The organism is Rhodococcus sp. 3258, from assembly GCF_031456475.1.
Lineage (GTDB): Bacteria > Actinomycetota > Actinomycetes > Mycobacteriales > Mycobacteriaceae > Rhodococcoides > Rhodococcoides fascians.
The window spans coordinates 591,140-616,547 of the sequence record NZ_JAVDUT010000001.1 but is presented as its reverse complement, the minus strand read 5'-3'; the positions used below and the strand labels follow the sequence as shown (position 1 = coordinate 616,547).

Here is a 25,408-nt window from a genome sequence, read left to right as displayed (position 1 = left end):
CGCGGCTCTCGACACGAGAGTCCGTCCGAGCATTGTGCTGCGCGCATATTCATCCGAGCTGTGTGCTGCTCTCACCGGCAAACAGCGACCCATCGAATAGCTCTCTCTCGCCGAGGGGGCAGAAAGGAACATCATGCCCCCGAACAAGGTGGGCTTACGGCTGCTCAACTGGGCGTCACAACTCGAGGACAAGACACTCGAGCAGGCCCGCGAAACAGCATCGATGCCGTTCGTGCATCCGCACGTCGCGTTGATGCCCGACGCGCACAGCGGCATGGGAAGTGCTGTAGGAACAGTCATTCCGACGTTGGGTGCTGTCATTCCGGCTGCCGTCGGTGTCGACATCGGCTGCGGAATGATCGGTGTTCGAACAGAATTCACACTCGATGACCTCGACGGACGGAACCTGAAGGATTTGCGACTCGCCATCGAGGCCAGCATCCCCCTCTCGCCCGGCAACTACAACGTCGGTGTCGATCGATGGCAGTTCACTGCGCCAAAGCTGCTCGAACTCGAGGAGTTGGCGGCCAGGGACGGTGTAGAGCTGAACCACTCACCGCAGTGGCGGGAGCAGCTCGGTTCGTTAGGCGGCGGCAATCACTTTGCCGAGTTGTGCCTCGACGAGACCGATCGAGTGTGGCTGTTTCTGCACAGTGGGTCGAGGGGCGTGGGGAACAAGATCGCGAAGAAGCACATCGCGATTGCGCAGCGATTGTGTGCCCAATGGTGGATTTCGTTGCCCAACAAAGATCTCGCGTACCTGCCCGAGAGCTCGACTGAATTCGCGCAGTACATCAGAGATCTGAAGTGGGCGCAGCGGTTCGCGTACCTGAACCGGGCCGAGATGATGGACCGGTTCGGCGCGGTGTTCGCCGAGTGGATGGGAACGGACGACCATCGCGAAGTCGAGCGAATCAATTGCCATCACAACTACACGGTGAAGGAAACGCACTTCGGCAAGGACGTCTGGCTCACCCGTAAGGGTGCAATCGACGCACACGAGGGTGTGAAGGCGATCATCCCGGGGTCGATGGGGACGCGTTCGTACGTGGTCGCCGGTAAGGGTTCCAAGGCCGGCCTGTGCTCGGCTCCTCACGGTGCCGGTCGGCAGTTCTCTCGGACCGAGGCCAGGAAGCGGTTCACCCACGAGAACCTGCAGGAGCGGATGAAGGGGATCGAGTTTCGCGACAGTGCAGACTTCATCGACGAGATTCCCGACGCCTACAAGTCCATCGACGTCGTGATGGAGGACGCCCGCGACCTGGTGAGCGTCGAGCACGAGCTACGCCAGATTCTCAACGTCAAGGGGACCTGAGGGTGCAGGGCCCTGTTGAACGACGAAGGACGCGCACCGAGATCACTCTCGGTGCGCGTCCTTCGTGTCGTTCAGGGGAGGAGAAGACTCACTCCTCTTCGGGGCACGAGAAGGTGATGGTCACGTTGCTGCGGTCGATGGGCGCGAAGTACACCGAGCGCAGGGCAGTTGCTGTGCGATCTGCGAGTGCGCAATCGTTGATGGGGCCGTCGAGCTTGACCAGCATCAGGTTGCCGCTGTCCTTGATGATTGCTCGCGCGGCGGAGATCGACTTGCCCTCGATCTTGTCCTTGAAATCGGGCACATCGGCGGCCTGCGCCAGCGGGGCGAATCCGAGCGCACAGGCAATGGACAGTGCAGCTACGGTCAACGACTTCTTCAACATGACATCTCCTCGGTTTTCAACTGTTGGCTCCCGCTGACTGGCTGCAGCCACAGGGGCGCGTGCAATCACCGGAGGTGTATAACTCACGTCGAACTTCAGCCAACGGGCGCTGACCTCAAGTTTCGTGCTCACAGTAGCAGTGCGTACGGCCATCGGCGCGCTGGTTGTCCACTGAATGGGCAAGCAAATTGTCGCGATTATCCACTCGGATATCTCAAGAGCTCTGACTGGCGCTCGTGTGGCTGGATATCTACCGATCTTTACCGCAGTGTTGCGTGAGGTTGCGGCCTTTCTGAACCGCCGTTGCCCTTGGTCCGGTGGGGCCTTCCTTCTCGACGGGATTGTCCCCGTTCGTCCTGTTGTGCCTCGCTGTTCTCCGTCTGTTCACCTGCAATGTGCTCTGCTGTTCAGCGTCCGAGGGGGCTCGGCGGTCACCATCGATTCATGACGCTCAATCCCGCAGGCGAGACCGTCGCGACCGGAATTCCGGGGACGCTCGCCGAGAACATGACGATGGCCGAGCAACACGACTGGCATCGGTCGTTCCTGCGGCGGCACCCGGTGAGTCGACGCAACTTCCTGGTCGGTGCCGCAGCCACGGCAGCCGCGGTGGGCGTCGGTAATTCGGCGTTCACGCGCACCGCCTATGCGCAGGACGCCCCGCTGGCGGTGGCCGGTCGACACATGGGCTTCGGCAACGACCCGGCGACGCAGTTGCGATTCTCCGCTCAGCTTTCCCGTAATCCCGGCATCACCGGTGTCTTCCTCGATCACGGCCCGACGCCTGCGTTGGGAGCCACGACCTCCGCCGAGGTGCGCAACCTCGTCAGCCAGGTTCCGCAGACCGATGGCGGCATCCTGTCGGCCGAGCAGTACTACGTGCACGTGCCCGTCGACAATCTGACGCCCAAGCTGCCGCACTATTACCGATGGCGTACCGCGGACGGTTTCGTCAGCGACATCCGCAGCGCATCTCCGGCGCTGCCGACCGGACGCATCGCTCCGTTCCGCTTCACCATGATGGGGGACCAGGGCGTCGACGAAACCCCTTCGCAGCCAGCCGGTCTGGTGGCCGGTGATTACGACGACCTGTACTACAAGGCCGACAACGAACCGTCGGTCAAGCACGCGCGCAACATCAATCGCCAGATCGAGGCGTCGCGTCCGGACTTCCACATTCTCGCCGGCGATATCGCCTACGCGGACCCGTCGGGTGCCGGTCTGCCACCGCAGTTCGCCGGCCACGGCAAGACGCCGCCGAAGGGATTCGACAAGTTCAATCCCTTCGTCTGGGACGGCTACTTCCAGGCGATCGAGGCCAGCGCGTCGACGACACCGTGGTTGTTTGCCACCGGCAACCACGACATGGAGGCGCTGTACAGCCCCAACGGATACGGCGGCCACGCGGCACGTCTCGATCAACCGAGCACCGGGCCGAAAGGCTGCCCGTCGGCATATTCGTTCGTGTACGGCAACACCGCGGTGCTCTCGCTCGACGCGAACGACGTCAGCTACGAGATCAAAGCCAACACCGGCTACAGCGGCGGAGCCCAGAACACCTGGGTGGAGCAGACTCTCGCCAAGTATCGGGCGGACCCGAACATCGACTTCATCGTCTGCTTCTTCCATCACTGCGCCTACTCGACCACCTCGACGCACGCGAGCGACGGCGGCGTACGCGACGCGTGGGTATCGCTGTTCGACAAGTACGAGGTCGACGTGGTGCTCCAGGCGCACAACCACGTGTTCGAGCGCACCGATCCGATCCGCTCCAACCGTGCGACGCGGGTCGCCGGCGACAACGCCACGGTTCGCGGAAAGACCGACGGCACCGTGTACTACACCGTCGGCGGGGGTGGTCGTCCGCGTTACACGTTCCAGGACGGCGAGGGCGTCAGCTACCGGGGCCACGAATTGCCGGACACGGCTGTTCCGAACAGCTACGTCTGGGCGCCCGACGGCACCAAGTCGGCGGAGTCGATCACGTGGTCGCGAGTGAGATTCCTGAACTACTCGTTCGTGAGAGTCGATGTGGTGCCGGGTATTCCGGGCATCAAGGCCAGCGCGATGTCCATCGGAGCGATCGACGAATACGGCAACGAATTCGATCGCCTCACCTTCGAGCGCGATATCCCGGTGGGCCCGATCTTCGGTTCCTCCTGAGTGCCCATGTGAGTGGAACTTCGACCCCTGCTACGAACTTCCACTCACGTGCGGCGCAGCCGCTCTACAGCCACTTCTGACGTTTGAACACCACGTAGAGCGCGCTGGAGCAGATCACCATGGCGACCAGCGCCAGCGGATAACCCAAGTGCCACTTCAGTTCCGGCATGTCCTCGAAGTTCATGCCGTAGATCGCGGCGATGAGCGACGGCGCGAACAGGATTGCGCCCCAGGACGAGATTCGTTTGACCTGTTCGTTCTGCTCGAGGCTGACCTGCGTCATGTTCCGCATCTCTTCGTTCTGCTGCTGCGCCACCATGGTGGAGTGCACCGTCATCGCGTTCTGCAGGTTGGATCGGAACGATTCGATGCGGTCGGAGATGCGAATTGCGTGGTCCAACACGTCCCGAAGGTTTCGTTGCAGCTCGACATCGACGTGATACTTGTCGGACCCGCGCTTGAGGGATTCGATCATCTCCACCAGAGGTTTTGCCGCACGGTCGAATTCGGACACCTCACGCAGCAGTGAGTAGATGCGCCTCGATACGCTGGGATCGCCGGTGAACAGCTGATCCTCGATTTCGTCGATGTCGGTCTGCAGTCCCTTCACCACCGGGACGTACTCGTCGACCACCTGGTCGAGGATTCCGTACAGGATGGCCTCGGGCCCGAGCGCGAGCAACTCGGGCGATTCCTCCAGTCGATGTCGGACGAGACCGAGTTCGGGTGATTCGGCGTGGCGGATCGTGACGACGAAATCGGCTCCGAGAAAAATGTGCAATTCACCGAATTCGACCTTTTCGGTCTCGTCTATGTACCGCGCGGGTCGCAGAACGACGAACAATTGCTCGGCGTAGCGTTCGAGCTTCGGCCGCTGATGCGCCGCGATGGCATCCTCGACGGCGAGTCGGTGCAGCCCGAATTCCGTTGCTACTGCGTTGATTTCGCTGATCTCGGGACGGTACAGGCCGATCCACGCCATACCGTGGCGGTCACGCATGCACTCGAACGTGATGTCGAGACTCTCCGGATTCGCGGTCCGCTTTCCCTCGACATAGACGGCATTGTCGACGATCGGCACTTCGGGTCACCTCGGTTCGAGAACTTCTAATGTGCCGGACGGCACCCGACCGAGACTATCGCCTGAAACAATGGGGCGATGCAGCAGCAAGTTCATTTCACCACTCTGGCCACTGCGGATCTCGATGCCGCTCGAACGTTCTATTGCGACGGCCTGGGGTGGACGCCGTTGCTCGACGTTCCTGGCGAGATTCTGTTCTTCCAGATCGGGCCCGGTGCGGTGCTCGGTCTGTACGACGCCACCGCGTTCGACGGGGATCTGGGACGGCCGCCGCGCGAACACGATCTCGGCTCGGTCACGTTGGCGCACAACGTCGACGACGCGGCGGCCGTCGACGCGATGTTCGCGGCCACTCTCGCGGCCGGCGCGACACCGATCAAGGCACCGGAGCGGACATCGTTCGGTGGCTATCACGCCCACATCGCCGACCCCAACGGAGTCATCTGGGAAATCTGCCACAACCCCGGTTGGCGCGTCGACGACGACGGGACGGTTCGGCTGACTTAGCCGGCACCGACTATCAGTAGAAGGGAGGCGTTCTCACTGACCTTGTCGCCGGCTTGAAAGTTGGTTCCGACAACCGTCGCGTCAGGACGGTCGTAGTCACTGTTCACGTCGGAGAAGCCTGCATCCGACAATGCCTGCTCCGCGTCCGATTCGGTCAGTCCGGACACTGCGGGAAGCGTCGCGCGGTCGGGCGCTGCGTCGGCGATGGCACCGCCGCCGAGAGTGAGTGCCCCAGCCACCGCGAGGGTGGCGATCGTCTTCTTGAATCCGATGCCCATGTCTTCGTCCTTACTCGTCGGCCCTGTATGACAACGCAACCGTGCTCCCGAAGGCTGTGACGCCGTTTCGATGTTGCTGTGAAGCTGCTGTCAGTCGCATGACATGCTCGTTCGGTGCTTCTCGACCTCCTCGGATACATCGGTATCGCAGTCTTCGCGGCGTCCGGTGCCTTGGTCGGCGTACATCGACGACTCGACCTGTTCGGGGTCTGCGTCGTCGGAATCACGACGGGTATCGGGGGCGGCATCGTTCGCGATCTGCTGCTCGGTATCCATCCACCGACGTCACTGGACACCTGGCCGAACGTCACCGTCGGCTTCTTCGCCTCGCTGGTGGTGTTCGTCGCGCATCGGCAGATGGGCAAGGTGCGCCGAGGCGTGCTCGTGCTCGACGCGTTCGGGATGGGCCTGTTCGCGTCGACCGGCGCGACGATCGCCTTGGGTGTCGGCGGTAGCGCCCTATCGGGAGCGCTGATCGGGACGACGACGGCCGTGGCCGGTGGCGTCATCCGGGACGTCCTCGTCAACGACGTTCCCCTGCTGCTGCACCGCGACCTGTATGCCCTACCTGCGCTGCTCGGTGCGACGGCCGTCGTGGTGGCCGAGGCGCTCACCCTGCCGGAGAACGTCGGGTTGGTCGCGGGGACGGTACTGGCGACCGGCCTGAGATTGCTGGCCCTGTGGCGTAAATGGAACCTGCCCCAGGCTCGGAACCTACCTACGTTGTGAGCTTCGACTGCCGGTGCGCGTACCGACCGACCACCCCTCTCAGCCGTGTCTCAGTCGACCAGGACAAACTGTACCGATGCGGATACTGGTGGTCGACGACGATCGAGCGGTGCGCGAATCGCTGCGCAGGTCGCTCACGTTCAACGGGTACACCGTGGACCTGGCGGTCGACGGCCTCGATGCCCTGGAACAGGTAGCTGCGGCGCGTCCCGATGCGTTGGTGCTCGATGTGATGATGCCGCGTCTCGACGGCCTCGAGGTGTGTCGGCGATTGCGCAGCGTGGGCGACGACCTGCCGATCCTGGTGCTGACGGCGCGTGATTCGGTGTCCGAGCGCGTAGCCGGTCTCGACGCCGGTGCAGACGACTACCTGCCCAAGCCGTTCGCGCTCGAGGAGCTCCTGGCTCGGCTGCGGGCATTGTTGCGGCGCACAGCTATGGAAGCCGGCATCGACTCGGAGACCATGACGTTCGCGGACCTGTCGCTGGACCCGGTCACCCGTGAGGTCTCGCGCGGCGAGCGTTCGATCAGCCTCACCAGGACCGAGTTCTCGTTGCTCGAGATGCTCATGACCAATCCGCGCCGAGTGCTCACCAGAAGTCGCATTCTCGAAGAGGTCTGGGGCTACGACTTCCCGACTTCCGGCAACGCGCTCGAGGTGTACGTCGGGTATCTGCGGCGCAAGACCGAGGCCGAAGGGGAGTCGCGACTGATCCATACCGTTCGCGGTGTCGGATACGTCCTGCGCGAGACGCCCCCGTGATAGGCAGTTCGTTCGGGCGCAAGACGCCCGACGGCGGCGCACTTCCGCCTCCGCCGATGCGGCCACCGACGCCGTTGACGAGATCGGTGTCGTTGCGGTGGCGGGTGACGCTGTTGGCTGCGTCCGTCGTGGCGATCGCGGTGGCCGTCATGGCCATTGCGGCCTACACCGTGGTCTCGCGCGCGTTGTACGGCGACGTGGACACCCAGTTGCGTTCTCGCGCATCGGCATTGGCGGAATCGGACCTGGTGTCCTACGACCCACGGTTCGTGGCCGGTGCCACGTTGTACAGCACCGACGTCAGTGTGGCGTTGATCTACCCCGACATGACCAGTTACAATCCGCCCGGACCCAAGGTGCCCGTCGGCGATTCGGAACTTGCTGTGGTGCGCGGAGAGCAGGCCTCGTCGCTGCGCACACTCGACGATCAGCGAGTGCTCGCGCTGCGCACCAAGGACGGCAGCACCCTGATCGTGGCGCAGCGACTGCTGCCCACCGGGGAAGTGCTGGATCGATTGGCGTGGGTTCTACTGGTCGTCGGTGCGTGCGGTGTGGTGTTGGCGGCGGGTGCCGGCATGGCCGTGGCGCGCACCGGGTTACGGCCGATTGCACGATTGACCGCGGCCGCAGAGCGGGTGGCGCGTACCGACGATCTGACGCCGATTCCGGTGACCGGCGACGACGAATTGGCCCGATTGACCGAGAGTTTCAACACGATGCTCCGAGCCTTGGCCGAATCTCGCGGCAGGCAGAGCAGATTGGTCGCCGACGCCGGGCACGAACTTCGCACGCCGCTGACGTCGCTGCGCACCAACATGGAACTGTTGATCGCGGCGGGACGTCCGGGTGCACCGTCCATTCCCGACGAGGACATGGCCGAGCTGCGAACCGACGTGGTAGCTCAAATTCAGGAATTGTCCACGCTGGTAGGTGATCTGGTGGATCTTGCACGCGAGGACGCACCCGAGACGGTGTTCGAGCGGGTCGATCTGGCCGATGCCGTCGAGCGCAGCCTCGAACGAGCTCGCCGTCGCCGCAACGAGATCGACTTCGATGCCACGCTCATGCCGTGGTTCGTCTACGGAGATCAGGCGGGCCTGTCGAGGGCAGTGCTCAATGTGCTCGACAACGCGGCCAAGTGGAGCCCCAGTGGCGGAGAAGTGCGAGTTGCCATGCGGCAGATCGGTGACGGCCTGCTCGAGCTGACAGTGGACGATGCGGGCCCCGGCATTCCGGAGGAAGACCGCGAACTCGTCTTCGAGCGCTTCTATCGCTCGACGGCATCGCGTTCCATGCCCGGATCCGGTCTGGGACTTGCCATCGTGCGGCAGGTGGTCGTCAAACACGGCGGCACGATTGCCGTCGAGGTGTCCGAGCGGGGTGGAGCTCTCATTCGAATCGTGTTGCCCGGTGAGGGTGCCGCGGACCCCGAGACACTCTCGGCAAACTGATAGGCGAGTCTCAGCGCGCTCTCAGTACCGCCCTGCACAGTGAGTAGCAAGAAGGCGGGCGACCTCGAAGCCGAGGTCTCTATCGAAGGAAGCAACAGCGATGAGCGACGACCGTAACGAACCAGAACAGCCCGGACGGGATGCCGGTGCACAGCATCATCCTGCGGACCGGGCTTCACACGGCGGCGAGCACGATCCCTCGACTCAGCACCAGCCCACCCAACACCAGCCCACCCAGCAGCAGCCGGCTCAGCAGAATCCGACGCATCAATTCCCGCCGCAGCAGGCGCACCCCCAGCAGAGCTACCCACAGCAGTACGCGGGCTACGGGCAGAATCAGTACCAGCCCGGCTACGGCCCCTACGGTCAGCACGGCGACTCGCAGGCCGGTCAACACAACCCCGGTCAGCATGCGCAGCCCCAACAGGTTGCGCCGCAGCCTCATTCGGCATCGGGCACCGTCAAGTCCCGGCCGGGCCGTTCCGCTCTGGTGGCCGGAGCGATTGCTCTTGTCCTCGTGGGCGGCGGAATCGGCGGCGCGGTCGGTGCCATCGCGACCAACAACGCCAACGGCAACAACGCCGGTGTCACCAATTCGCTGAACTCGCCGATCACCGCCGCGCAACCGGCCGCCAACTTCCCCGACGGTTCCGTTCAGGCCGTCGCGAACAAGGTGCTGCCGAGTGTCGTGCAGATTCGGGTGAAGGGCTCACAGCAGGAAGGTGAGGGCTCCGGCGTCATCCTCAGCAGTGACGGCCTGATCCTGACGAACAACCACGTCGCCACCGGCGCAGGGGCCAACGGCAAACTGACCGTCGCGTTCGCCGACGGGTCGGTGGCCGACGCCACCATCGTCGGTGCGGACTCGGTCTCGGACATGGCCGTCATCAAGGCCGAAGGAAAGACGAATCTGACCCCGATCGAGTTGGGCAGCTCGTCCAACCTCGAGGTCGGCCAGCAGGTCGTCGCCATCGGCTCGCCTCTCGGTCTCGCCGGAACGGTCACCACCGGCATCGTTTCCTCACTCAACCGCCCGGTATCGACGTCCGGTGAGTCCGGCAACCAGAACTCGGTGATCGACGCCATTCAGACCGACGCGGCCATCAACCCCGGCAACTCCGGCGGCGCTCTCGTCAATACCGATGGCCAACTGATCGGCATCAACACCGCCATCGCCACTCTGGGCGGCAGTGAGGGCTCCGGCGCACAGAGCGGCTCGATCGGTCTCGGATTCGCGATCCCGGTCGATCAGGCCAAGCGGATCGCCGACGAGCTGACCACCACCGGCAAGGCCACCCAAGCGATGATCGGTGTGCAGGTGCCGTCCAAGGACGATGCCAACGGCGCAACCGTCGTCGAGGTCACCGAGGGTGGCCCGGCTGCGTCGGCAGGCATTCCGAAGGGCGCGGTCATCACCAAGGTCGACGATCGGATCGTTGCCAGTGGTGACGCGTTGATCGCCGCCGTGCGTTCGCACGCACCCGGCGATTCGGTGAAGATCACCTACACGGACGGCGGCAGCGAGAAGACCGTCGACGTGACGCTGGGCACGGCCGAGCCGGCTGCGGCACCGGCTGCGCAGGTTCCTTCACTGCAGATCCCGTCGTTCCCGGGCGGTCGCTGATGCTCAGGGAAGCCGGCAGGCACGGCACCATTGCAACTATTTACGCACAGCGTGAGCCGGGTACGGGCCTTACTACTACGGTGAGCGGTATGGAACTCGACGCACCCTTGGCCGGCCGCGCGTTGGTCGTCATCGTGGACGACCGGACAGCTCACAGCAACGAGAAGGATTCGACGGGTCCGCTGGTGACCGAACTGTTGACCGAGGCCGGATTCTTGGTCGACGGTGTGGTGGCAGTGACGGCCGACGAAGTGGACGTGCGGAACGCGCTGAACACCGCGGTGATCGGCGGTGTCGATCTGGTGGTGTCCGTCGGCGGCACGGGTGTCTCGCCTCGCGACGTCACTCCCGACGTCACGGCCGAGGTGCTCGATCGCGAGATACCGGGAATCAGTGAGGCGCTGCGCTCTTCCGGCCTGGCAGCCGGATCGTTGGACGCGGGCCTGTCTCGGGGACTGGTCGGAGTATCGGGCAGCACGCTGGTGGTCAACCTTGCGTCGTCCCGTGCGGCCATCCGTGACGGCATGGCGACGCTGACTCCGCTGGCGAGTCAGGTCATTGCCGAGCTGTCGGGATTGGACGCGTAGTCACTGCGATGAACGACGAGCCGATCGAGAATCGACCGGACGACGAAGCGAGCCGGGCCCGAGCAGAACGGGCCCGGCTCGCTCGTATCTTCGGAGACGTGTTGCCGGACGCGACGGGAGACGACCGGGGCGACGGTCCCGATGGCGACTCTTTGTCGGTCGATTGGTTGAAGCAGCAGCGACCACCCCATTACTTTTAGTGTGATCCACAACACATTTCGCTGCCTGGAATGACAGCTCTGTTAGTTAGTCGTTTACCTGTCGTTAGCGACCTACCGGGCGGTATCGCTGGGCGAAGCCGCCGAAAACGGACACCACAGACCGGGTGTGGGCCGGGCTTATCGCGCAATCCGGACAGGGCTCTCGTCACGTCTTCCCATATCAGGGTCGTTTTACTCCTGATCGGCACCTGTAACGGTTTCGACTTCTCGGGAGATGCTGTGACGCAGGTTATCGCTAACACGGGTGTGAAAGATGTTCACGCCGACGAAACACATCACGAGATGGCAACGTTTGAGCGTCGATCGTAGGGATTGTCACGGTCAGGCATCTCCTCTAATGTTCCCCTCAGCTTCCAAGGGATCAGGGCGTGGGACCAACCGGTGCCGCGCCCTTCATCTCGGAACTGAACAAACGAGGATGTGGCCTTCAGGCTCCATCCGGCTCGGGCTCGCACACACTGACGCGTGCGATTCAGTTCGAGGGTGAAAGCCACAAGCTTCCCCGTGCGACACCGCGCTGGGACTGAACATGATGAGGAATAAATGACGGAGATCCAGAAGTCGCGGCGCAGCCGGGGACTCAAGTCCATGAGCGTCGCAGTTGCTGCCAGCGCTTCGGTAGTCGGCCTGGTGCTCGGTACCGGGACCGCTTCTGCCGCTGTCGACAGCGCGAAGTCCATCGTCGACGCCGATGGCAACACCGTGACGTTGACGCTGTCCGACTCCTTCGTCAGCGGCGTTGCGCCTCTCGACGGAAACCCGCTCACCCGTGAGTGGTTCTACGACGGCCGCGCATCCTTCGACGTTCAGGGACCCACGGCTGACGACTTCGAGGGCACCCTCACCGCCGGCCTGCAGATCGGCTACCCGTTGAGCCTCGATGGCGGCGTGTCGGTCGAGTGGGCTTCGCCTTCGGCCAACTTCGGCATCGGCTCGAAGAACACGACCACCGGAACGCTCGCGACGACTGCGGGCGACCTGCTCGACCCCACGGGCGCTCTCGAGGGTCTCGCTGACGTCCCGCTGACAGGCGTTGCAGAGAGCAAGTCCAACCTCGACGTCGGCGTTCAGCTGATCCCGCAGGCAACTGCGACCATCGATCTCGCTCCCGGCGGCGGCGTCGTTCAGTCCGAGAGTGCAATCGCCACCTTCAACGAAGAGGCGAACATCTCCAAGACCGAGGGTGACGCTGCAGGCGCTCAGGGCTCCATCCAGCTCGCCGGCGTCCACGGCACCGCTACGGGCATCCTGGGCAACGTCACGGTTCGTCCGTACGTCACCCTGCTCAGCGCAAAGGGTGACTCGATCACCACGTACGGCCCGGCAACTCGCCTCAACTGATCTCGATCGGTTGATTCTGGTTTCCTAGTTCTTCCGGTTCAGGCCCGCACGGATTCTCCGTGCGGGCCTGAACTATGTTCGGCTCGAACGCAGTTCGACATGTAGAGAGGCGCAGAAGCAGTGACTTACCCGAAAGCCCGTTTCACAGTGTTCGCCGCCGGAGCCGTCGTTGCTCTCGGGTTGCTCACCGGTTGCAGTGGTGGTGACGACTCGGCAGCCACCGATCAGAACACCGACGTGTGCAACTCTTTCGCCGCCGACCACAATGCGTTCGTCGGTCTGGTGAAGGCGGGCCCGGGGTCGGCAGCCAACATCGAGCAGTGGACTGCGGACAAGCAGGCGGCCGTCGACAAGGTGAAGTCACTGTCCGGCACCGCGTCCGGTGACGTCGCCAGCGCGATGACGACGTTCGCGGACGCCATTCCGGCTGACACGCTCGAACTGTCGGAACCCGACAGCGAGTCGGGCAAGGCGTTCGTCGACAACGGCGCAGCAGTGAAGTCCGCCTGCGAGGCGGATGGCACCTCGATCACGCTCGACGAGCTACCGCTGACCACGTTCACCAACTGATCGCCTGACGGGCCCTCTCGGCCTGTCGCACGCCCCACAACGAATGAATGCGCCATCCACGCTGTCAGACAGCGTGAATGGCGCATTCATTCGTTGAAGCAGACCGGTGTCAGTCCTTCGAGTGCTTGCCGAGGTCGGGGGAGGAGGAATCGATTGCTTCGCCGCTGCCGCCGGTGGTGTCGGCCGCGGTCGAAAGCTTCTGTCCTGCAGTGGTTCCACCCGCGAGAATGTCGCGGATCTGCACCAGCACGTCGACGTCGCTCAGTTCCTTCTCCGGCTGGCTGACGAAGCGCTTCTTCGCGGTGTTCACCGGCAGGATCAGCACGAAGTACACGACCGCGGCGATGATGATGAAGTTGATGATCGCCGTGATGACCGCGCCGATATTGATGAACGTGGCGTCGTTACTACTGAGGATCTTGATTCCCCACCCGAGTTCGTTGCTGCCACCGACAGCGGCGACCAACGGGTTGATGATGTTCGTGGTGAACGCCGTGACGATCGCAGTGAATGCTGCGCCGACGACGACAGCGACCGCGAGGTCGACCACGTTGCCTCGCAACAAAAAGTCCTTGAATCCCTTCAGCATGAGCCGCTCTCCGATCTCTTGGTATGTTTCGGTCTCGCCAGACGTTAACCCAGATCGATCGACTTCGGACTCCGTGAACCGCCCGGGCACCGGCTCAATGCAATGTCACCGTCAAAGCGCTCACCAGCGACGCGGCTGCCACCGTCGTCGCATCCTCGGTCGGTAGGGCGAGCAGCACCACCCGATCTCGTTGCCGACCTCCACCGGCCTCGGCGGAGACGAGCACCACCATCGCCCCCGATGCCAGTATCCGAGCCGCAGGTGGGGCGTCGGGATTCTCCTGAGTCTCGACGGTCAGGACGTCCACCCGATCGCCTTCTCTGAGTAGGTCGGTCACGCCCGCATCGGCGAGATGGACCGGTACGACGCGTGCCTCGGCCCCCAGCGCCGCGGAGGCTGTTCGCGAGCCCAACAGCCGGACGTCGGTGAGCAATTCGCCTGCTCGAACCGGTCCGGTCAGTGTCCGTCCGTCCACGTCGGCGGAATCGAGCACTGCGCCGTTGGGCACCGTGGCCGAATCCCATTCGGCGACGGCAACATCGGCCGGCGTCAGTATCGTTCCCGGCGTCAGGTCGCGGCCGGCCGTGACGACGCGGACGCGATCGTCGCCTGCGGCGTCGTCGACGAACAGCAGGACTGCGACGGCCACCAGAATGCCCGCTGCGATGCGTCGAACTTTCACCGATCCCACCCACGCGGGACGCTGAGCGAAGCGGTCGAGCAGCGTCGAGTCCAGTCGGTTCTTGCGGGCAGCCATGACCGGAACGGTAGCGGTCCCAACTGGCCTGAATAGACCGAAAAGGCCGGCCTGTGGATAACAGACCGGCCTGTGGATGGATCCGAAAACTACTGGCTGGCAGCAGCTTTCGTGGAGGAGGACGAGGAGGAGCTGCTCGACGAGGACGAATCCGACGACTTCTTCTCGGCCGGCTTCGAGTCGCTCTTGGTCTCCGACTTCGTGGCCGCGGCGTCGGACTTCTTCTCGCTCGCGCCTTCGCTGGCGGTGCCGGAGTTGCCCCGACTGTCGGTGCGGTAGAAGCCGCTGCCCTTGAAGACGATGCCGACCGAATTGAACAACTTGCGGAGCTTGCCGGAGCATGCCGGGCATACCGTCAACGTGTCGTCGGTGAAGGACTGGACGATGTCGAAGCGGTTGTCGCACTCGGTGCAGGCGTATGAGTAGGTGGGCATCGTGTTTCCTCCGCGCTGGTCACCGAGGAGGTTCGCGCTCTGCTGGCCGAGGCCGAACACCGCCGGTGTCTTGTCTGTTCGTCGAAACTGGGGAGAGCATTAGCACTCTACAGTCAGGAGTGCCAACGAATCGAATCGTAGCGTTATTCCGTACTCAAGCGTACGAGCCCGCCCCCGGGAGTCAGCGCGTGCGTCACGCGGCGGTCGTGCGGTTCGGCCGGTAGCCGGGAGAACAGCTCCTCGTCGCGCACGATGGCGACCAGCATGGCCTCGGGACCGCACAGGTCGAGAGTCCGGTCGTAGAACCCGGCTCCGCGGCCCAGCCGGACACCGCGGCGATCGACGGCCAGCGCAGGTAGCAGCACCACCGAGCATTGCCCGACGGCGTCGGGCTCGAGTAGTGGACCCGACGGCTCGAGCAGCCCGTACGGTGCCCGCACCAACGCATCGCGACCCGCGTAACGCGCCCACTTCAGCGGCCCCGGCTCATGGGCACTCGGCAGCAGAACCGTGGCTCCGGCCGCGGCCATCGCGTCGAGCATCTCGATCGACCCCGGCTCCCGGCCGATCGGAACGTACGCCGCCACGACCGAGTGTTCGGCCGCCAATTCGCCGACGGCATGGCAGAGTGCGGAGGACTCCATCGCGCGTTGCGCATCGTCGAGCAGTCGGCGTTCGGCGAGGACATGCTCCCGCCACAGATCCTTCGGCGTGTTCTCCGAAAATTCGGGAACGCTCACAACGGTTCACTCTCCCTCTCGTGCTGTCGTTCAACGATATGCACTCGGGGGTCGAACGGGGCACACGCCGAGCCAATCTCCAGAAACCACGGATAGGGTGAGCACCATGACAGAAGCCGCTTCAGCGACGACCGCCGCCACGCCTGTGCACTTCCGCACGGCCATCGTCCCCGCCGCAGGCATGGGTACCCGGTTCCTGCCGGCCACGAAAACCGTTCCGAAGGAACTACTTCCGGTCGTCGACACTCCCGGTATCGAACTCGTCGCCGGAGAAGCGGCAGATTCCGGTGCACAACGGTTGGTCATCGTCACCTCTCCCGGCAAGGACGGCGTCGTCGCCCACTTCGTCGAGGACCTCGTTCTGGAAAAGAAGCTCGAAGCGAGCGGAAAGCTCGAAATGCTCGAGAAGGTACGCGTCGCCCCCAAGCTTCTGGACGTGCAATCGGTCATTCAGCACGAACCGCTCGGACTCGGCCACGCCGTCGCATGTGCCGAGGAAGCACTCGACGACGACGAGGATTCGGTCGCGGTGCTGCTGCCCGACGATCTGGTGATGCCGCGTGGTGTGCTGGACGTCATGGCCCGGGTGCGCGCCAAGCGCGGCGGCTCGGTGCTGTGCGCCATCGAGGTTCCCGACGACAAGGTCTCGTCCTACGGCGTCTTCTCCGTCGAAATCGTGCCCGATGCCGTCAATCCGAACGTCCTCAAAGTCACCGGCATGGTCGAAAAGCCGAAGAAGGAAGAGGCACCGTCCAACTTGGCTGCCGCGGGCCGCTATCTGCTCGACCGCGCGATCTTCGACGCGTTGCGACGGATCGAGCCCGGTGCCGGCGGCGAATTGCAGCTGACCGACGCCATCGCACTTCTGATCGAGGAGGGCCATCCCGTTCACGTGGTCGTGCATCGTGGATCGAGACACGACCTCGGAAATCCCGGGGGATACCTACGCGCTGCGGTTGACTTTGCTTTGCAGCGCGACGACTACGGTCCCGCGCTGCGTGAATGGCTGAACGAACGCTTGAGCGACAGCTGGGCACCGGAACTGACGACGTACGAATAGCATCGCGGGTCGATGCCATAGAGGAAGGGCCAGATGCGCTCGGTCGAAGATCAACAGACCAGGGTGACCGCAGCGGCGGTGGCTCCACGGCCTGTTCGGGTCGCCATCTCGGAAGCGCAGGGTCTGCTCTGCGCCGAGGAAGTGGTCACCGAGCGTCCCCTTCCCGGCTTCGACCAAGCCGCGATCGACGGTTACGCCGTACGCAGTGTCGACGTCGCTTCCGCAGGTACCGACCTGCGTAACGAGGAAGACGAGCGCATCGACCTGACGCTGCCCGTCGTCGGCGAGGTCTCCGCGGGTTCGCGTCAGCCCATCCGGCTGCAGCCGCGTCAGGCCGTGCGGGTCGATACCGGCGCGCCGCTGCCCACGTTGGCCGACGCGGTCCTGCCGCTGGATCGCACCGACAACGGCCGCGCCCGGGTCAAGGTGTTCCGTCCGGTGCGCTCGGGCGACTATGTGCGCAAGATCGGCGACGACGTCCAACCCGGCGACGTCGCCGTGCGGGCGGGAACGATCATCGGTGCCGCGCAGGTCGGCTTGTTGGCCGCCGTCGGACGCGACAAGGTGCTGGTGCATCCGCGTCCGCGATTGTCCGTCATCTCGGTGGGCGGGGAACTGGTCGATACCGATCGGACTCCCGGGCCCGGCCAGGTGTACGACGTCAACTCCTACGCGCTCGCTGCTGCAGCGCGCGATGCCGGAGCCGACGTGAACCGCGTCGGCATCGTGAGCACCGACCCCAAGCGACTGCGTGAAGTGGTCGAAGGCCAGTTGATCCGCTCCGAGATCGTCGTCATCGCAGGCGCGGTCGGCGGAGGTGCGTCCGATGGCGTCCGTGAGGCTCTGGGCGAACTCGGCGACATGGAAGTCGAGCGGGTAGCCATGCACCCTGGCTCGGTGCAGGGATTCGGTCAGCTCGGACGCGACGAGGTGCCCACGTTCCTGTTGCCTGCCAACCCCGTCAGCGCGCTCGTGGTGTTCGAGGTGATGGTCCGTCCGCTCATTCGCATTGCACTCGGCCGTCGCCAGCCGCTGCGCCGGACCGTCACCGCGCGGACCGTCGCACCCATCACATCGATCGAGGACCGCAAGGGATTCCTGCGAGGACAGCTGATGCGCGACGAGGGCACCGGCGAATATCTCGTCCAGGCTCTCGGCGGTGCACCGGGCTCGTCGTCGCATCTGCTCGCGACACTCGCGGAGGCGAACTGCCTGGTCGTGATCGATCCCGACGTCACCGAGATCCGCACCGGCGAAGAAGTGAAGGTCTCGTTCCTCGCTCAGCGCGGCTGACGCACGCGCTCACACGCGCAGCGCATACGATCGACTGATGCCGCGAACGTGGTCGAGCCACCCGGGTTGGCCGGCGAAATTGGGTCCAGTGCGAGTGGCCGGGGGAACGGTGACCGTCCGGCCCGTCCGCATGCGCGACGCAGCCTCCTGGAGTCGAATCCGCACCCAGGACCGCGCACACCTCGAGCCGTGGGAGCCGAGCGGTGAGGGCAGTTGGAATTCCCGACACCACATCTCCTCGTGGCCCACACTGTGCTCGGGCCTGAAGTCCGAGGCACGCAAGGGACACATGCTGCCTATGGTGATCGAGGTCGACGGCGAATTCTGCGGGCAGATCACCACCGGAAACATCGTGCGCGGCGCGCTCCGGTCGGCGTGGATCGGGTACTGGGTGTCCAAGGAAGTCAACGGCAAAGGCGTCGCCACCGCGGCGCTGGCGCTCGGACTCGATCATTGTTTCGGACCGGTCGGGTTGCACCGCGTCGAGGCAACGGTGCGTCCGGAGAACCTCGCCAGCCAGGCCGTGCTGCGCAACGTCGGTTTCCGCGAAGAGGGCCTGCTCTACAAGTACCTCGACGTCGACGGCGAGTGGCGCGACCACAAACTCGTCGCGATCACCTCGGGAGAGGTGCAGGGTTCGGTCGTCGATCGATTGGTCCGCGCGGGCAGGGCTGCGTGGGCATAGCGCTCACTCCACAGTGTTCGGTTGCAGATGTTGTCAAAGTGACAGGACTGTAATTCGAGTCGGCGCGTCTGCGGGGTTCTCGCACCTGCTCCACATAACCTGAGGGCGTCTCGACTGTCGCTGTCGCCTGAGGAAGGAGAACATCGCCGATGCCGAACTCGATCATCTGGATCGGTCTCGTGGCCGTCTGGCTCTTCGTTCTTCTTCCCATGCTGATGACCAAGCGTCCGCAGATCATGCAGACCACGGACGCAGCACTCGCCACGCGCGTGTTGCATCGGGGTGGCACCAAGCGCAAGCAGCGCGGCCCCGCGACCGGCCACCGCAGTGATCCCGACTGGCGGCCGGAGGACGACCTGCGGGTCTCCGCGCCCGCCAGCGAGATCTTCGGCCCGAAATTCGCGTCGATTCGTTCGGACTCACCCGATCTACCCGGTACCGCGGAGGACCCCATGGACACTCACGCTGAAGAAGAAAACGACCTCGAACACGACGAACCGGTCCACGACGCACCTCGCGCGAGCTCTCCCGCACACGAGCCGGGAGTCGTCGACGACGACTTCGTGCCTCGCCGACGCGGCCGCGGCGGATTCGATCCCGAGGCCGACGCCATCGCCCGGGCCGCCCGATACGCCTTCCGTCAGCGCGCGGTTCTCGGCTTGGTGTTCGCCGCTATCACGACCGCGGCACTGGCGTTCATCATCTCCCCGACGGTGTGGTGGCTGTGCGGGTTGTCCGTCGCAGTCCTCGTCGGGTACCTGTACTACCTGCGCAGGCAGGTGCAGATCGAAGAAGAGATTCGTCGACGACGACTCACCCGCATGGGTCGCTCGCGCCTCGGTGTGGAATCGGAGACCGACGAAGAGCTCGAACTCGTGCCGCAGCGTCTGCGTCGACCCGGAGCTGTGGTGCTCGAGATCGACGACGAGGATCCGGAGTTCGAGCATCTCGATCATTACGAGGAGCCGTTCCAGGCACGCCGCGACGATGACGGCGATTTCCGTCGGGCACAGGGCGCGTAACAGCAGTCCCGAGGGGCTTTGCTAGAGTTGCCCAGCCGGTCGAGACGACGGCAAACGGGGCTGTGGCGCAGTTGGTAGCGCGTCTCGTTCGCATCGAGAAGGTCAGGGGTTCGATTCCCCTCAGCTCCACCCGAAACGAAAGCCGCCACTCACCTCGAGTGGCGGCTTTCGTTGTGAATCAAGGCAATACAGAGCTCAGCGCACTCATTGCGATCGTGGTGACGGACAGTCCGCCGGTGCCGAATGCCGCTGCGGCGGTCATGCCGACCAACACTTCGTCCGCCGTTGGCGTCGGCGGTTCGAGCTTCGCGCGCAAGAACGTGAACGGTAGGCCCCAGAACGCGCTCACCCCGCCGTCGTACTCGCGAGTGAGGTCGCCGAAAGAGTCGTTGCCGTTGTCCCTGTCGCCGCGGATCAGTGCGCTGGACTCGAGATCTTTCGCGGCAAGTACCACTACCCGGTCTCGATAGGCCAGACGTACTCGATACGAGCGTTTCATTACTCGTGCGGACCCCAGTTGCACCGCAATCGGGTCACCGCCGACCGTCGCGCGAATATCTGTCGACCGTCGGGTGCCCAGGGGAGTTCTTTCCGCGGTCTGCGGTCCGGTGCGGACGAACGTGACGCGGCTGGATGGCGTCGACAGGTAGGAGCCGGCCACGAAGTCGTCCTGATAGACCAGTTCGACGTCGTCGTACAGGGCAGTCTCGATCCTGACCGTGTGCACACATCCGACCCTACCGACCAGCCGGTTCCGTAAGTTGTCGGTGCGGCGTTACGTCGCCAGCGCATGTGTCACACTTCATACGGTGACCAGCCAGATGACCGTGCATGTCGAGGACACCGAGGCTCATCGAATTGCGGCCCGGATAGTGACGCCTCTCGGCAAAGAGGCTGTGGTGACCACCGCGTCGAATTACGAGTTGGACCATTCGGCGACTCCGTGGCTTCCGCCGATGCTGGTAGCGGGAATGCGAAAGAACTGGAGTATCGCTTTCGACAGCCCGGTGGATTCGATGGCACTTCGAGGCGCTCCCGAGGCGCAGAGAGTGTTTCTCGACTGGTATCCCAGACGGTTTCATGGGATATCGGTATCGGCTGACCCTTCCGACGCATTGTCCGACGGCCGAGGGGTGGGTTGCTTCTTCAGTGGAGGCGTGGACAGCTTCTATTCGGCAATCACCGAATCCGATCGCATCACCCATTTGATATTTGTTCACGGTTTCGACATCTCCGCCGGGAACGAGGAATTGGCGGGTCGAGCACTGGCCAGTGCCCGAGACGCGGCCGCGGAGCTCGGCAAGCCGCTGATCGAGGTCAAGACCACGTTGAGGTCGGCGTTCGGAGACCGGTTGCCGCTCGATTGGGGATACGACCTTCACGGAGCCGCCTTGGCCCATGTCGGGCTGGCGTTGTCCGGTCACCTGAGCACCGTCATGATTCCGTCGTCCAACAGTCGCTGGGATCTGCTGCCGTGGGGTTCCCATCCCGATCTGGACCCGCTCTGGTCGAGTAGCAGTGTCACGTTCGATCACCACGAGTTGGAGGTGAATCGGCTCGGCAAGCTCCGGCGGATAGGTCTGGACGAGACGGCGATGAAGCATCTACGGGTGTGCTGGGAGAATCGCGACGGTCGATTCAACTGCGGAGTGTGCTTCAAGTGCATCAGGACGAAGATCGGGTTGGCCGCTGCAGGTGCGGAGAGCGAGGCCCTTCCTGGACCCATCGATCTCCATGCGGTCAGGTCCTTGACGTTGACGAACCGTCAGTGCCACCACCTGCGAAACGGGCTTGCTGCCATGGAAGAGGCAGGCGTGACCGACGATGGTGTGGTTGCGGCAGTGGACACGGCGATCCGCCGAAGACACTGGCGACAGGCCGTGTCGTATTTACGACGATCACGATCGATATCCATCGGCCTCATACGTCGTCGCGTGAGCTGAGGCATTTCCGGCAATATGGCGTATTCGGACAACATTCGATCATTAACGAGAATCGAATTCTTTCGAACGTCTTATGAGCACCATTGACTTGAAACGGTCTTTTGGATTGCTTAGCGCCTGTAACCGCGTCACGTTGCAGTTTTCGGTGCTCTGAGCTGGGGCTGCTTCTTCGGCTGACTTTAGTGTTCGCGTGGCTGATGTCGTATCTTTATACGCGTGCCTGCGCGTTCGGTAGGTGTCGAATTCAATCAGGGGATCGAAATGAACACTCTCAGTGTGGTAATTCCGGTGCTCGACGAGGTCGACCACATCGGCGAATGCTTGAATTTGCTGCTCGATCAGGGAAACTACATAGACCGTATCGTCGTGGTGGACAACGGCTCGACCGACGGGACGCTCGATCTGGTCGAGACCCTGTGCGAGGTCAATGACAAGGTCCAGTTGGTGCACGAGCCGAATCGGGGCGTCGTGCATGCCCGGAACACAGGCTTCGATCTCGTGCAGTCGTCCATCATCGGGCGCATAGACGCCGATACGCGCGTCCGGCCCGGGTGGGCCCGCTCCATCATCGAATTCTTCGGAGAGCACTCCACGGTTGCGGCAGCGGGCGGGCGAACCTACTTGTACGAGTCGCCGTGGGCCCGGCCTCTGGCGTGGCAACATGCACGAGCGGAGCAGCGTGACCCGTCGGTGCGCAGCGCCTTGGCGGTATCGGGCAACAATTTCGCGATCCGCGCATCTGCCTGGCACCAGGTTCGGGATGTGGTCAGCGACAAGACCTGCGTGCACGAGGACATCGATCTGTGCTTGTCGTTGGTCGGCCAGAAGTTGCCGCTTGCTCTGAACGGCCGTATGAAGGCTGCGGTATCCGGCCGGCGATCGGCTACGTCTCCGGTGAAGTACGTGAACTACGCGATCGCGGGCTACCGTTCCTACAAGGAGCATGGGCTCGCATCGGCCAAGCTGGCCCGGATCGTTGCGATGGATTGGCTCCTGCACACGCTGCGCTGGCCCATCTCGAGAATGTTCTCGGCGGTGCCCTCGCGCGCACTGCCCGTCGACGACCGTGCGCTGTCCGACGAACGGATGCGAGAGGCCGCGTGAACCTGCGCTCCCTGATCCCGACCTGGGCGAGCGACTCATCGAACGTCAAGTGGGCCCTCTTTCAAATGCGTCAGGCAACCCTCGTGTCGGTGGCGAACCTGCCGTTCGTTCCGGCGGTTCTGCGGGCGACCTTGCTGCGGCCGGCGGGGGTCCGGACGGACGGGCCGTGCTTGATATACGGCGGCGCGATGATCCAGGGTCGCGGGTCGGTACGGATGGGCACCGGGGTCTTCGTGAATTTCGGGTGCCACTTCGACACTGTTGCCGACATCGTGATCGGTGACGATGTGTTCCTGGCGGACCACGTTCGGATCATCACCAGTACCCATGACGTCGGACCGTCGTGGCGACGGGCAGGCTTGCTGAGGGGCGAGTCGGTCACCATCGGGCGAGGCACGTGGATCGGGTCCGGTGTGGTGATCATGCCCGGGGTCCGCATCGGTGAGGGATGCATCATCGGGGCGAACTCGTTGGTGACCAAGGATTGCGAACCGGACGCGGTGTACGTCGGCAGCCCAGCCGCTCGTCGCCGGGAGTTGAACGATCTACCCGACGCGCGAGCCATAGCGGGCGCGACGCCTGATTTCGAGAGCAATACTCTGACGAACGATCGATAAAGCACTTGCCGATATCGACAAAAGACTATTATCGATCCGAAATTGGACGACTTATTTCGTCTAATTGATGATGTAGCATCATCAGCGTCAGAGGCTCGGCACTCTTTGCATTCGCTTCGGAAATTGTCGAGCTACGCATTGCCAAAAAGGTGTCAGGGGTTGGCGTTGTGAACACTCTTTCTGTTGTTGTGCCCGCATTCGACGAACAGGCGCATTTGGGTGGATGCCTGGACGCTTTATTGGCGCAACGTGAACACATTCACGAAATAATCGTGGTGGACAACAATTCCACCGACGATACCGCCGGCGTGGTAGCGAGCTACAGCCGACGGTTTCCGGAGATAGTTCTGGTCCGGGAGTCGAAGCGAGGCGTCGTTCATGCGCGCAACGCCGGTTTCGATCGGGCCGAAGGATCCATCATCGGACGTATCGATGCGGACACTCGGGTAGCTCCGGATTGGGCCGAGTCGATTCTGGATTTCTTCGACCGCAGACTGGACTACGCGGCGGTGACCGGGCCGATCTACCTGTACGACTCCCCGTGGGCTGCACCGTACGGCGCGTACGTGGACTACTCCACCAAGCGCAAACCCGACGAGTTACGGGTCTCGGCGGCCTCGGGTAACAACTTCGCCATTCGCCGCTCCGCTTGGGAAGCCGCCCGCGACCGCGTGAGTCTGCGTACCGACCTGCACGAGGATATCGATCTCTCGCTGTGCCTGTACCGCGTCGGTCTACAGATCGCTCTGATCAAAACGATGTGCGTCGAGGTGTCCGGTCGGCGGCTGCTGACTCCGCCCCTCGAATATCGTCATTATGTGCTGAGTTCCTACCGAACATGGGCCCACCACGATTTGGCGAACAAGGCGCTGCGTCGACTGTTGATCGCGGACATGATTCTGCATACCGTGCATTGGCCGTTGACTCGAATTTTGTCCGGATGCGAGTCGCGAATTCTGCCGGTGTCGCATTCGAACGAGGGCGTGACATCGCAACAATATTCGTCACCTGTTCGCGATGGCGAATATGCCACCACGGCGTCGGCCGAGTAAATTCACGGCTGATTCGAGCGGTACGCGACAATTGTCCGATCGGTAGCGCCGATCTACTCCTTGTATCTGCTGCCGCCCCCGGAACCGGTCCCACGGTTCCGATACAGGCCCGCGTGATCGCCGACGCGGTGTTACTGTCTCGTAGTTCTTCGACCCGCGGGCATCCGAGAGTCGAGTCGGGGTGGGCCGGTCGGGCGGCCGTGTAGCAGGCGGGGGCGTGTCGTGCGCTTCGATGTTCGGACGTTCGTCGTCGGTCTTGCCGTGTCTCTGCTGACGGGACAGCTCGTCGGGACAGCGTCGGCGGACGTCGTCGTCGACAACCCCGTCCACTACGTCGCTCTGGGCGACTCCAGGGCTGCCGGGCCCGCGTGGTTGTCCTATGCCGGCGGAGACGGTTGTGGACGATCCGACGCGGCGTATCCGGCCATGATCGCGAGCGCACTGCACCCTGTGTCCTTCGCCAGCGTGGCGTGCAGTGGGGCGACGAGCGCACACGTCGTGTCCACGCCGCAGAGCACGTACACGCCACTGCCTCATCGTGTCCCGGTTCAGATCGATGCGCTGCGGCCTCATACGACGCTGGTGACCCTCTCGATAGGCGGCAACGACCTGAATTGGGCGCAGTTGATCGGGCCGTGCCTGCAACCTGTGCCGCAGGAAGATCCTCGGTGCCGGAACAACCCCGTGGTCCTCCAGGAGATCGATCAGAGGCTCGGGCAGCTGGGGCCGGTGTTGGACGGGGTACTCGACGCCATTACGCAGCGTTCACCACTCGCCGTCGTCGTGCTGGTCGGTCACGGTGGTTACTTCGACCATCAGGGCTGTTTCCCGGACTCGAATCTGCACGGTGCCGACGCGGCGTTCGTGCAGGATTTCTTCGTCCGGTTCGATTCCGTGCTTCGAGACAGTGCCGTCAGGCATGGGGCGACGTTCGTCGATGTGGCGGGGCCGGCCGTCGGCCACGACGCATGCGCACCGATTTCCGAGCGCTGGTTCACGGGCTCGATGACGTTCGGTCCGACACCGTTCTTGCATCCGACCCCGCTGGGCAGCGCTGCGATGGCGGGATTGGTGCTCGACGCAATCGGTCGGTGATG

Annotated in this window: 27 protein-coding genes and 1 tRNA gene; 20 read left to right on the top strand and 8 right to left on the bottom strand. The window is 63.6% G+C overall.

The annotated features are described in order from the left end of the window. Window positions 1-133 precede the first annotated feature (133 nt). Window positions 134-1,315, top strand: coding sequence for an RtcB family protein (locus J2X62_RS02795; protein ID WP_032373047.1), 1,182 nt, complete (start codon window positions 134-136; stop codon window positions 1,313-1,315). An 88-nt stretch (window positions 1,316-1,403) separates the two neighbouring features. Here the strand turns inward: J2X62_RS02795 and J2X62_RS02790 are convergent, their stop codons facing one another. Next, window positions 1,404-1,700, bottom strand: coding sequence for a hypothetical protein (locus J2X62_RS02790; RefSeq protein WP_032373046.1), 297 nt, complete (start codon window positions 1,698-1,700; stop codon window positions 1,404-1,406). Between the two features lie 444 nt (window positions 1,701-2,144). Between J2X62_RS02790 and J2X62_RS02785 the strand changes: the two genes are divergently transcribed. Then, complete coding sequence (locus tag J2X62_RS02785) at window positions 2,145-3,863, top strand: metallophosphoesterase (RefSeq protein WP_032373045.1); 1,719 nt, start codon at window positions 2,145-2,147, stop codon at window positions 3,861-3,863. Between the two features lie 64 nt (window positions 3,864-3,927). Here the strand turns inward: J2X62_RS02785 and J2X62_RS02780 are convergent, their stop codons facing one another. After that, the gene (locus J2X62_RS02780; protein WP_027496037.1) at window positions 3,928-4,944 is read right to left on the bottom strand and encodes a magnesium and cobalt transport protein CorA; all 1,017 of its coding nucleotides are present in this window, start codon (window positions 4,942-4,944) and stop codon (window positions 3,928-3,930) included. 78 nt (window positions 4,945-5,022) lie between these two features. Here J2X62_RS02780 and J2X62_RS02775 point away from each other — a divergent pair, with 78 nt between their 5' ends. Beyond that, window positions 5,023-5,451: a VOC family protein gene (locus J2X62_RS02775; protein WP_032373044.1), complete on the top strand. Its 429-nt coding sequence runs from the start codon at window positions 5,023-5,025 to the stop codon at window positions 5,449-5,451. Here J2X62_RS02775 and J2X62_RS02770 read toward each other — a convergent pair. Further along, a complete protein-coding gene (locus J2X62_RS02770; RefSeq protein ID WP_032373043.1) occupies window positions 5,448-5,729 on the bottom strand; it encodes a PASTA domain-containing protein in 282 nt (93 codons plus the stop codon). The two genes, J2X62_RS02775 and J2X62_RS02770, sit on opposite strands and share 4 nt — an antisense overlap. 114 nt (window positions 5,730-5,843) lie before the next feature. Between J2X62_RS02770 and J2X62_RS02765 the strand changes: the two genes are divergently transcribed. The 7 genes from J2X62_RS02765 to J2X62_RS02735 all read left to right on the top strand — a co-directional run bounded on the left by J2X62_RS02765 (window position 5,844) and on the right by J2X62_RS02735 (window position 13,015). Beyond that, entirely contained in the window at window positions 5,844-6,458 is a 615-nt protein-coding gene (locus tag J2X62_RS02765) for a trimeric intracellular cation channel family protein (RefSeq protein ID WP_032373042.1), read from the top strand. Between the two features lie 76 nt (window positions 6,459-6,534). Continuing rightward, the gene (locus tag J2X62_RS02760; protein ID WP_027496041.1) at window positions 6,535-7,221 is read left to right on the top strand and encodes a response regulator transcription factor; all 687 of its coding nucleotides are present in this window, start codon (window positions 6,535-6,537) and stop codon (window positions 7,219-7,221) included. A 56-nt stretch (window positions 7,222-7,277) separates the two neighbouring features. After that, window positions 7,278-8,672 (top strand): HAMP domain-containing sensor histidine kinase, encoded by a 1,395-nt coding sequence (locus J2X62_RS02755; RefSeq protein ID WP_230595145.1) that lies wholly within the window; start codon window positions 7,278-7,280, stop codon window positions 8,670-8,672. 100 nt (window positions 8,673-8,772) lie between these two features. Beyond that, window positions 8,773-10,296 carry a trypsin-like peptidase domain-containing protein gene (locus J2X62_RS02750; RefSeq protein ID WP_310177238.1) on the top strand — a complete coding sequence of 508 codons (1,524 nt, stop codon included), beginning with the start codon at window positions 8,773-8,775 and terminating at the stop codon, window positions 10,294-10,296. Between the two features lie 89 nt (window positions 10,297-10,385). Then, window positions 10,386-10,883 (top strand): molybdenum cofactor biosynthesis protein B, encoded by a 498-nt coding sequence (locus J2X62_RS02745; RefSeq protein ID WP_197077495.1) that lies wholly within the window; start codon window positions 10,386-10,388, stop codon window positions 10,881-10,883. A gap of 764 nt (window positions 10,884-11,647) precedes the next feature. After that, window positions 11,648-12,445, top strand: a complete 798-nt coding sequence (locus J2X62_RS02740) for an MspA family porin (RefSeq protein WP_032373040.1) — start codon at window positions 11,648-11,650, stop codon at window positions 12,443-12,445. Window positions 12,446-12,565: 120 nt separating this feature from the next. After that, window positions 12,566-13,015, top strand: coding sequence for a hypothetical protein (locus J2X62_RS02735; protein ID WP_032373039.1), 450 nt, complete (start codon window positions 12,566-12,568; stop codon window positions 13,013-13,015). Between the two features lie 109 nt (window positions 13,016-13,124). Here the strand turns inward: J2X62_RS02735 and mscL are convergent, their stop codons facing one another. The 4 genes from mscL to J2X62_RS02715 form a co-directional block, all read right to left on the bottom strand. Further along, window positions 13,125-13,604, bottom strand: coding sequence for a large conductance mechanosensitive channel protein MscL (gene mscL / locus J2X62_RS02730; protein WP_032371230.1), 480 nt, complete (start codon window positions 13,602-13,604; stop codon window positions 13,125-13,127). 94 nt (window positions 13,605-13,698) lie between these two features. Further along, window positions 13,699-14,361, bottom strand: a complete 663-nt coding sequence (locus J2X62_RS02725; protein WP_032373038.1) for an RcpC/CpaB family pilus assembly protein — start codon at window positions 14,359-14,361, stop codon at window positions 13,699-13,701. A gap of 89 nt (window positions 14,362-14,450) precedes the next feature. After that, complete coding sequence (locus tag J2X62_RS02720) at window positions 14,451-14,795, bottom strand: FmdB family zinc ribbon protein (RefSeq protein WP_032373126.1); 345 nt, start codon at window positions 14,793-14,795, stop codon at window positions 14,451-14,453. Window positions 14,796-14,938: 143 nt separating this feature from the next. Next, window positions 14,939-15,535: a 5-formyltetrahydrofolate cyclo-ligase gene (locus tag J2X62_RS02715; RefSeq protein ID WP_045842041.1), complete on the bottom strand. Its 597-nt coding sequence runs from the start codon at window positions 15,533-15,535 to the stop codon at window positions 14,939-14,941. A gap of 106 nt (window positions 15,536-15,641) precedes the next feature. Between J2X62_RS02715 and J2X62_RS02710 the strand changes: the two genes are divergently transcribed. The 5 genes from J2X62_RS02710 to J2X62_RS02690 all read left to right on the top strand — a co-directional run bounded on the left by J2X62_RS02710 (window position 15,642) and on the right by J2X62_RS02690 (window position 19,724). Continuing rightward, a complete protein-coding gene (locus tag J2X62_RS02710; RefSeq protein WP_027496052.1) occupies window positions 15,642-16,595 on the top strand; it encodes a UTP--glucose-1-phosphate uridylyltransferase in 954 nt (317 codons plus the stop codon). 33 nt (window positions 16,596-16,628) lie between these two features. Continuing rightward, window positions 16,629-17,888, top strand: a complete 1,260-nt coding sequence (glp, locus tag J2X62_RS02705) for a gephyrin-like molybdotransferase Glp (RefSeq protein ID WP_027496053.1) — start codon at window positions 16,629-16,631, stop codon at window positions 17,886-17,888. A gap of 37 nt (window positions 17,889-17,925) precedes the next feature. Further along, on the top strand, window positions 17,926-18,573 hold the full coding sequence (locus J2X62_RS02700) for a GNAT family N-acetyltransferase (RefSeq protein ID WP_032364078.1): 648 nt from the start codon (window positions 17,926-17,928) through the stop codon (window positions 18,571-18,573). Between the two features lie 149 nt (window positions 18,574-18,722). Further along, on the top strand, window positions 18,723-19,595 hold the full coding sequence (glpR, locus tag J2X62_RS02695; RefSeq protein WP_032373037.1) for a gephyrin-like molybdotransferase receptor GlpR: 873 nt from the start codon (window positions 18,723-18,725) through the stop codon (window positions 19,593-19,595). A gap of 56 nt (window positions 19,596-19,651) precedes the next feature. Next, window positions 19,652-19,724, top strand: a tRNA-Ala gene (locus J2X62_RS02690). Window positions 19,725-19,773: 49 nt separating this feature from the next. On the opposite strand, the gene J2X62_RS02685 is transcribed toward J2X62_RS02690, so the two are convergent. Further along, complete coding sequence (locus J2X62_RS02685; RefSeq protein ID WP_283548556.1) at window positions 19,774-20,322, bottom strand: hypothetical protein; 549 nt, start codon at window positions 20,320-20,322, stop codon at window positions 19,774-19,776. An 82-nt stretch (window positions 20,323-20,404) separates the two neighbouring features. Between J2X62_RS02685 and J2X62_RS02680 the strand changes: the two genes are divergently transcribed. The 5 genes from J2X62_RS02680 (at window position 20,405) to J2X62_RS02660 (ending at window position 25,406) form a co-directional block, all read left to right on the top strand. After that, window positions 20,405-21,538 carry a hypothetical protein gene (locus tag J2X62_RS02680; protein WP_201009730.1) on the top strand — a complete coding sequence of 378 codons (1,134 nt, stop codon included), beginning with the start codon at window positions 20,405-20,407 and terminating at the stop codon, window positions 21,536-21,538. 261 nt (window positions 21,539-21,799) lie between these two features. After that, window positions 21,800-22,642, top strand: a complete 843-nt coding sequence (locus tag J2X62_RS02675) for a glycosyltransferase family 2 protein (protein WP_141214811.1) — start codon at window positions 21,800-21,802, stop codon at window positions 22,640-22,642. Next, complete coding sequence (locus J2X62_RS02670) at window positions 22,639-23,259, top strand: DapH/DapD/GlmU-related protein (RefSeq protein WP_235580006.1); 621 nt, start codon at window positions 22,639-22,641, stop codon at window positions 23,257-23,259. The genes J2X62_RS02675 and J2X62_RS02670 overlap by 4 nt, the downstream gene beginning before the upstream one ends. Before the next feature lie 167 nt (window positions 23,260-23,426). Next, window positions 23,427-24,311: a glycosyltransferase family A protein gene (locus J2X62_RS02665; RefSeq protein ID WP_176458045.1), complete on the top strand. Its 885-nt coding sequence runs from the start codon at window positions 23,427-23,429 to the stop codon at window positions 24,309-24,311. Window positions 24,312-24,533: 222 nt separating this feature from the next. Beyond that, window positions 24,534-25,406: an SGNH/GDSL hydrolase family protein gene (locus tag J2X62_RS02660; RefSeq protein WP_201009729.1), complete on the top strand. Its 873-nt coding sequence runs from the start codon at window positions 24,534-24,536 to the stop codon at window positions 25,404-25,406. Window positions 25,407-25,408: the final 2 nt, after the last annotated feature.

Excerpts from the sequence above, each read along its gene's own strand:
- J2X62_RS02795 (WP_032373047.1), top strand. The coding sequence starts at position 134 with ATGCCCCCGAACAAGGTGGGCTTACGGCTGCTCAACTGGGCGTCACAA.
- J2X62_RS02790 (WP_032373046.1), bottom strand. The coding sequence starts at position 1,700 with ATGTTGAAGAAGTCGTTGACCGTAGCTGCACTGTCCATTGCCTGTGCG.
- J2X62_RS02785 (WP_032373045.1), top strand. The coding sequence starts at position 2,145 with ATGACGCTCAATCCCGCAGGCGAGACCGTCGCGACCGGAATTCCGGGG.
- J2X62_RS02775 (WP_032373044.1), top strand. The coding sequence starts at position 5,023 with ATGCAGCAGCAAGTTCATTTCACCACTCTGGCCACTGCGGATCTCGAT.
- J2X62_RS02770 (WP_032373043.1), bottom strand. The coding sequence starts at position 5,729 with ATGGGCATCGGATTCAAGAAGACGATCGCCACCCTCGCGGTGGCTGGG.
- J2X62_RS02760 (WP_027496041.1), top strand. The coding sequence starts at position 6,535 with ATGCGGATACTGGTGGTCGACGACGATCGAGCGGTGCGCGAATCGCTG.
- J2X62_RS02755 (WP_230595145.1), top strand. The coding sequence starts at position 7,278 with ATGCGGCCACCGACGCCGTTGACGAGATCGGTGTCGTTGCGGTGGCGG.
- J2X62_RS02750 (WP_310177238.1), top strand. The coding sequence starts at position 8,773 with ATGAGCGACGACCGTAACGAACCAGAACAGCCCGGACGGGATGCCGGT.
- J2X62_RS02745 (WP_197077495.1), top strand. The coding sequence starts at position 10,386 with ATGGAACTCGACGCACCCTTGGCCGGCCGCGCGTTGGTCGTCATCGTG.
- J2X62_RS02740 (WP_032373040.1), top strand. The coding sequence starts at position 11,648 with ATGACGGAGATCCAGAAGTCGCGGCGCAGCCGGGGACTCAAGTCCATG.
- mscL (WP_032371230.1), bottom strand. The coding sequence starts at position 13,604 with ATGCTGAAGGGATTCAAGGACTTTTTGTTGCGAGGCAACGTGGTCGAC.
- J2X62_RS02725 (WP_032373038.1), bottom strand. The coding sequence starts at position 14,361 with ATGGCTGCCCGCAAGAACCGACTGGACTCGACGCTGCTCGACCGCTTC.
- J2X62_RS02720 (WP_032373126.1), bottom strand. The coding sequence starts at position 14,795 with ATGCCCACCTACTCATACGCCTGCACCGAGTGCGACAACCGCTTCGAC.
- J2X62_RS02710 (WP_027496052.1), top strand. The coding sequence starts at position 15,642 with ATGACAGAAGCCGCTTCAGCGACGACCGCCGCCACGCCTGTGCACTTC.
- glp (WP_027496053.1), top strand. The coding sequence starts at position 16,629 with ATGCGCTCGGTCGAAGATCAACAGACCAGGGTGACCGCAGCGGCGGTG.
- J2X62_RS02700 (WP_032364078.1), top strand. The coding sequence starts at position 17,926 with ATGCCGCGAACGTGGTCGAGCCACCCGGGTTGGCCGGCGAAATTGGGT.
- glpR (WP_032373037.1), top strand. The coding sequence starts at position 18,723 with ATGCCGAACTCGATCATCTGGATCGGTCTCGTGGCCGTCTGGCTCTTC.
- J2X62_RS02675 (WP_141214811.1), top strand. The coding sequence starts at position 21,800 with ATGAACACTCTCAGTGTGGTAATTCCGGTGCTCGACGAGGTCGACCAC.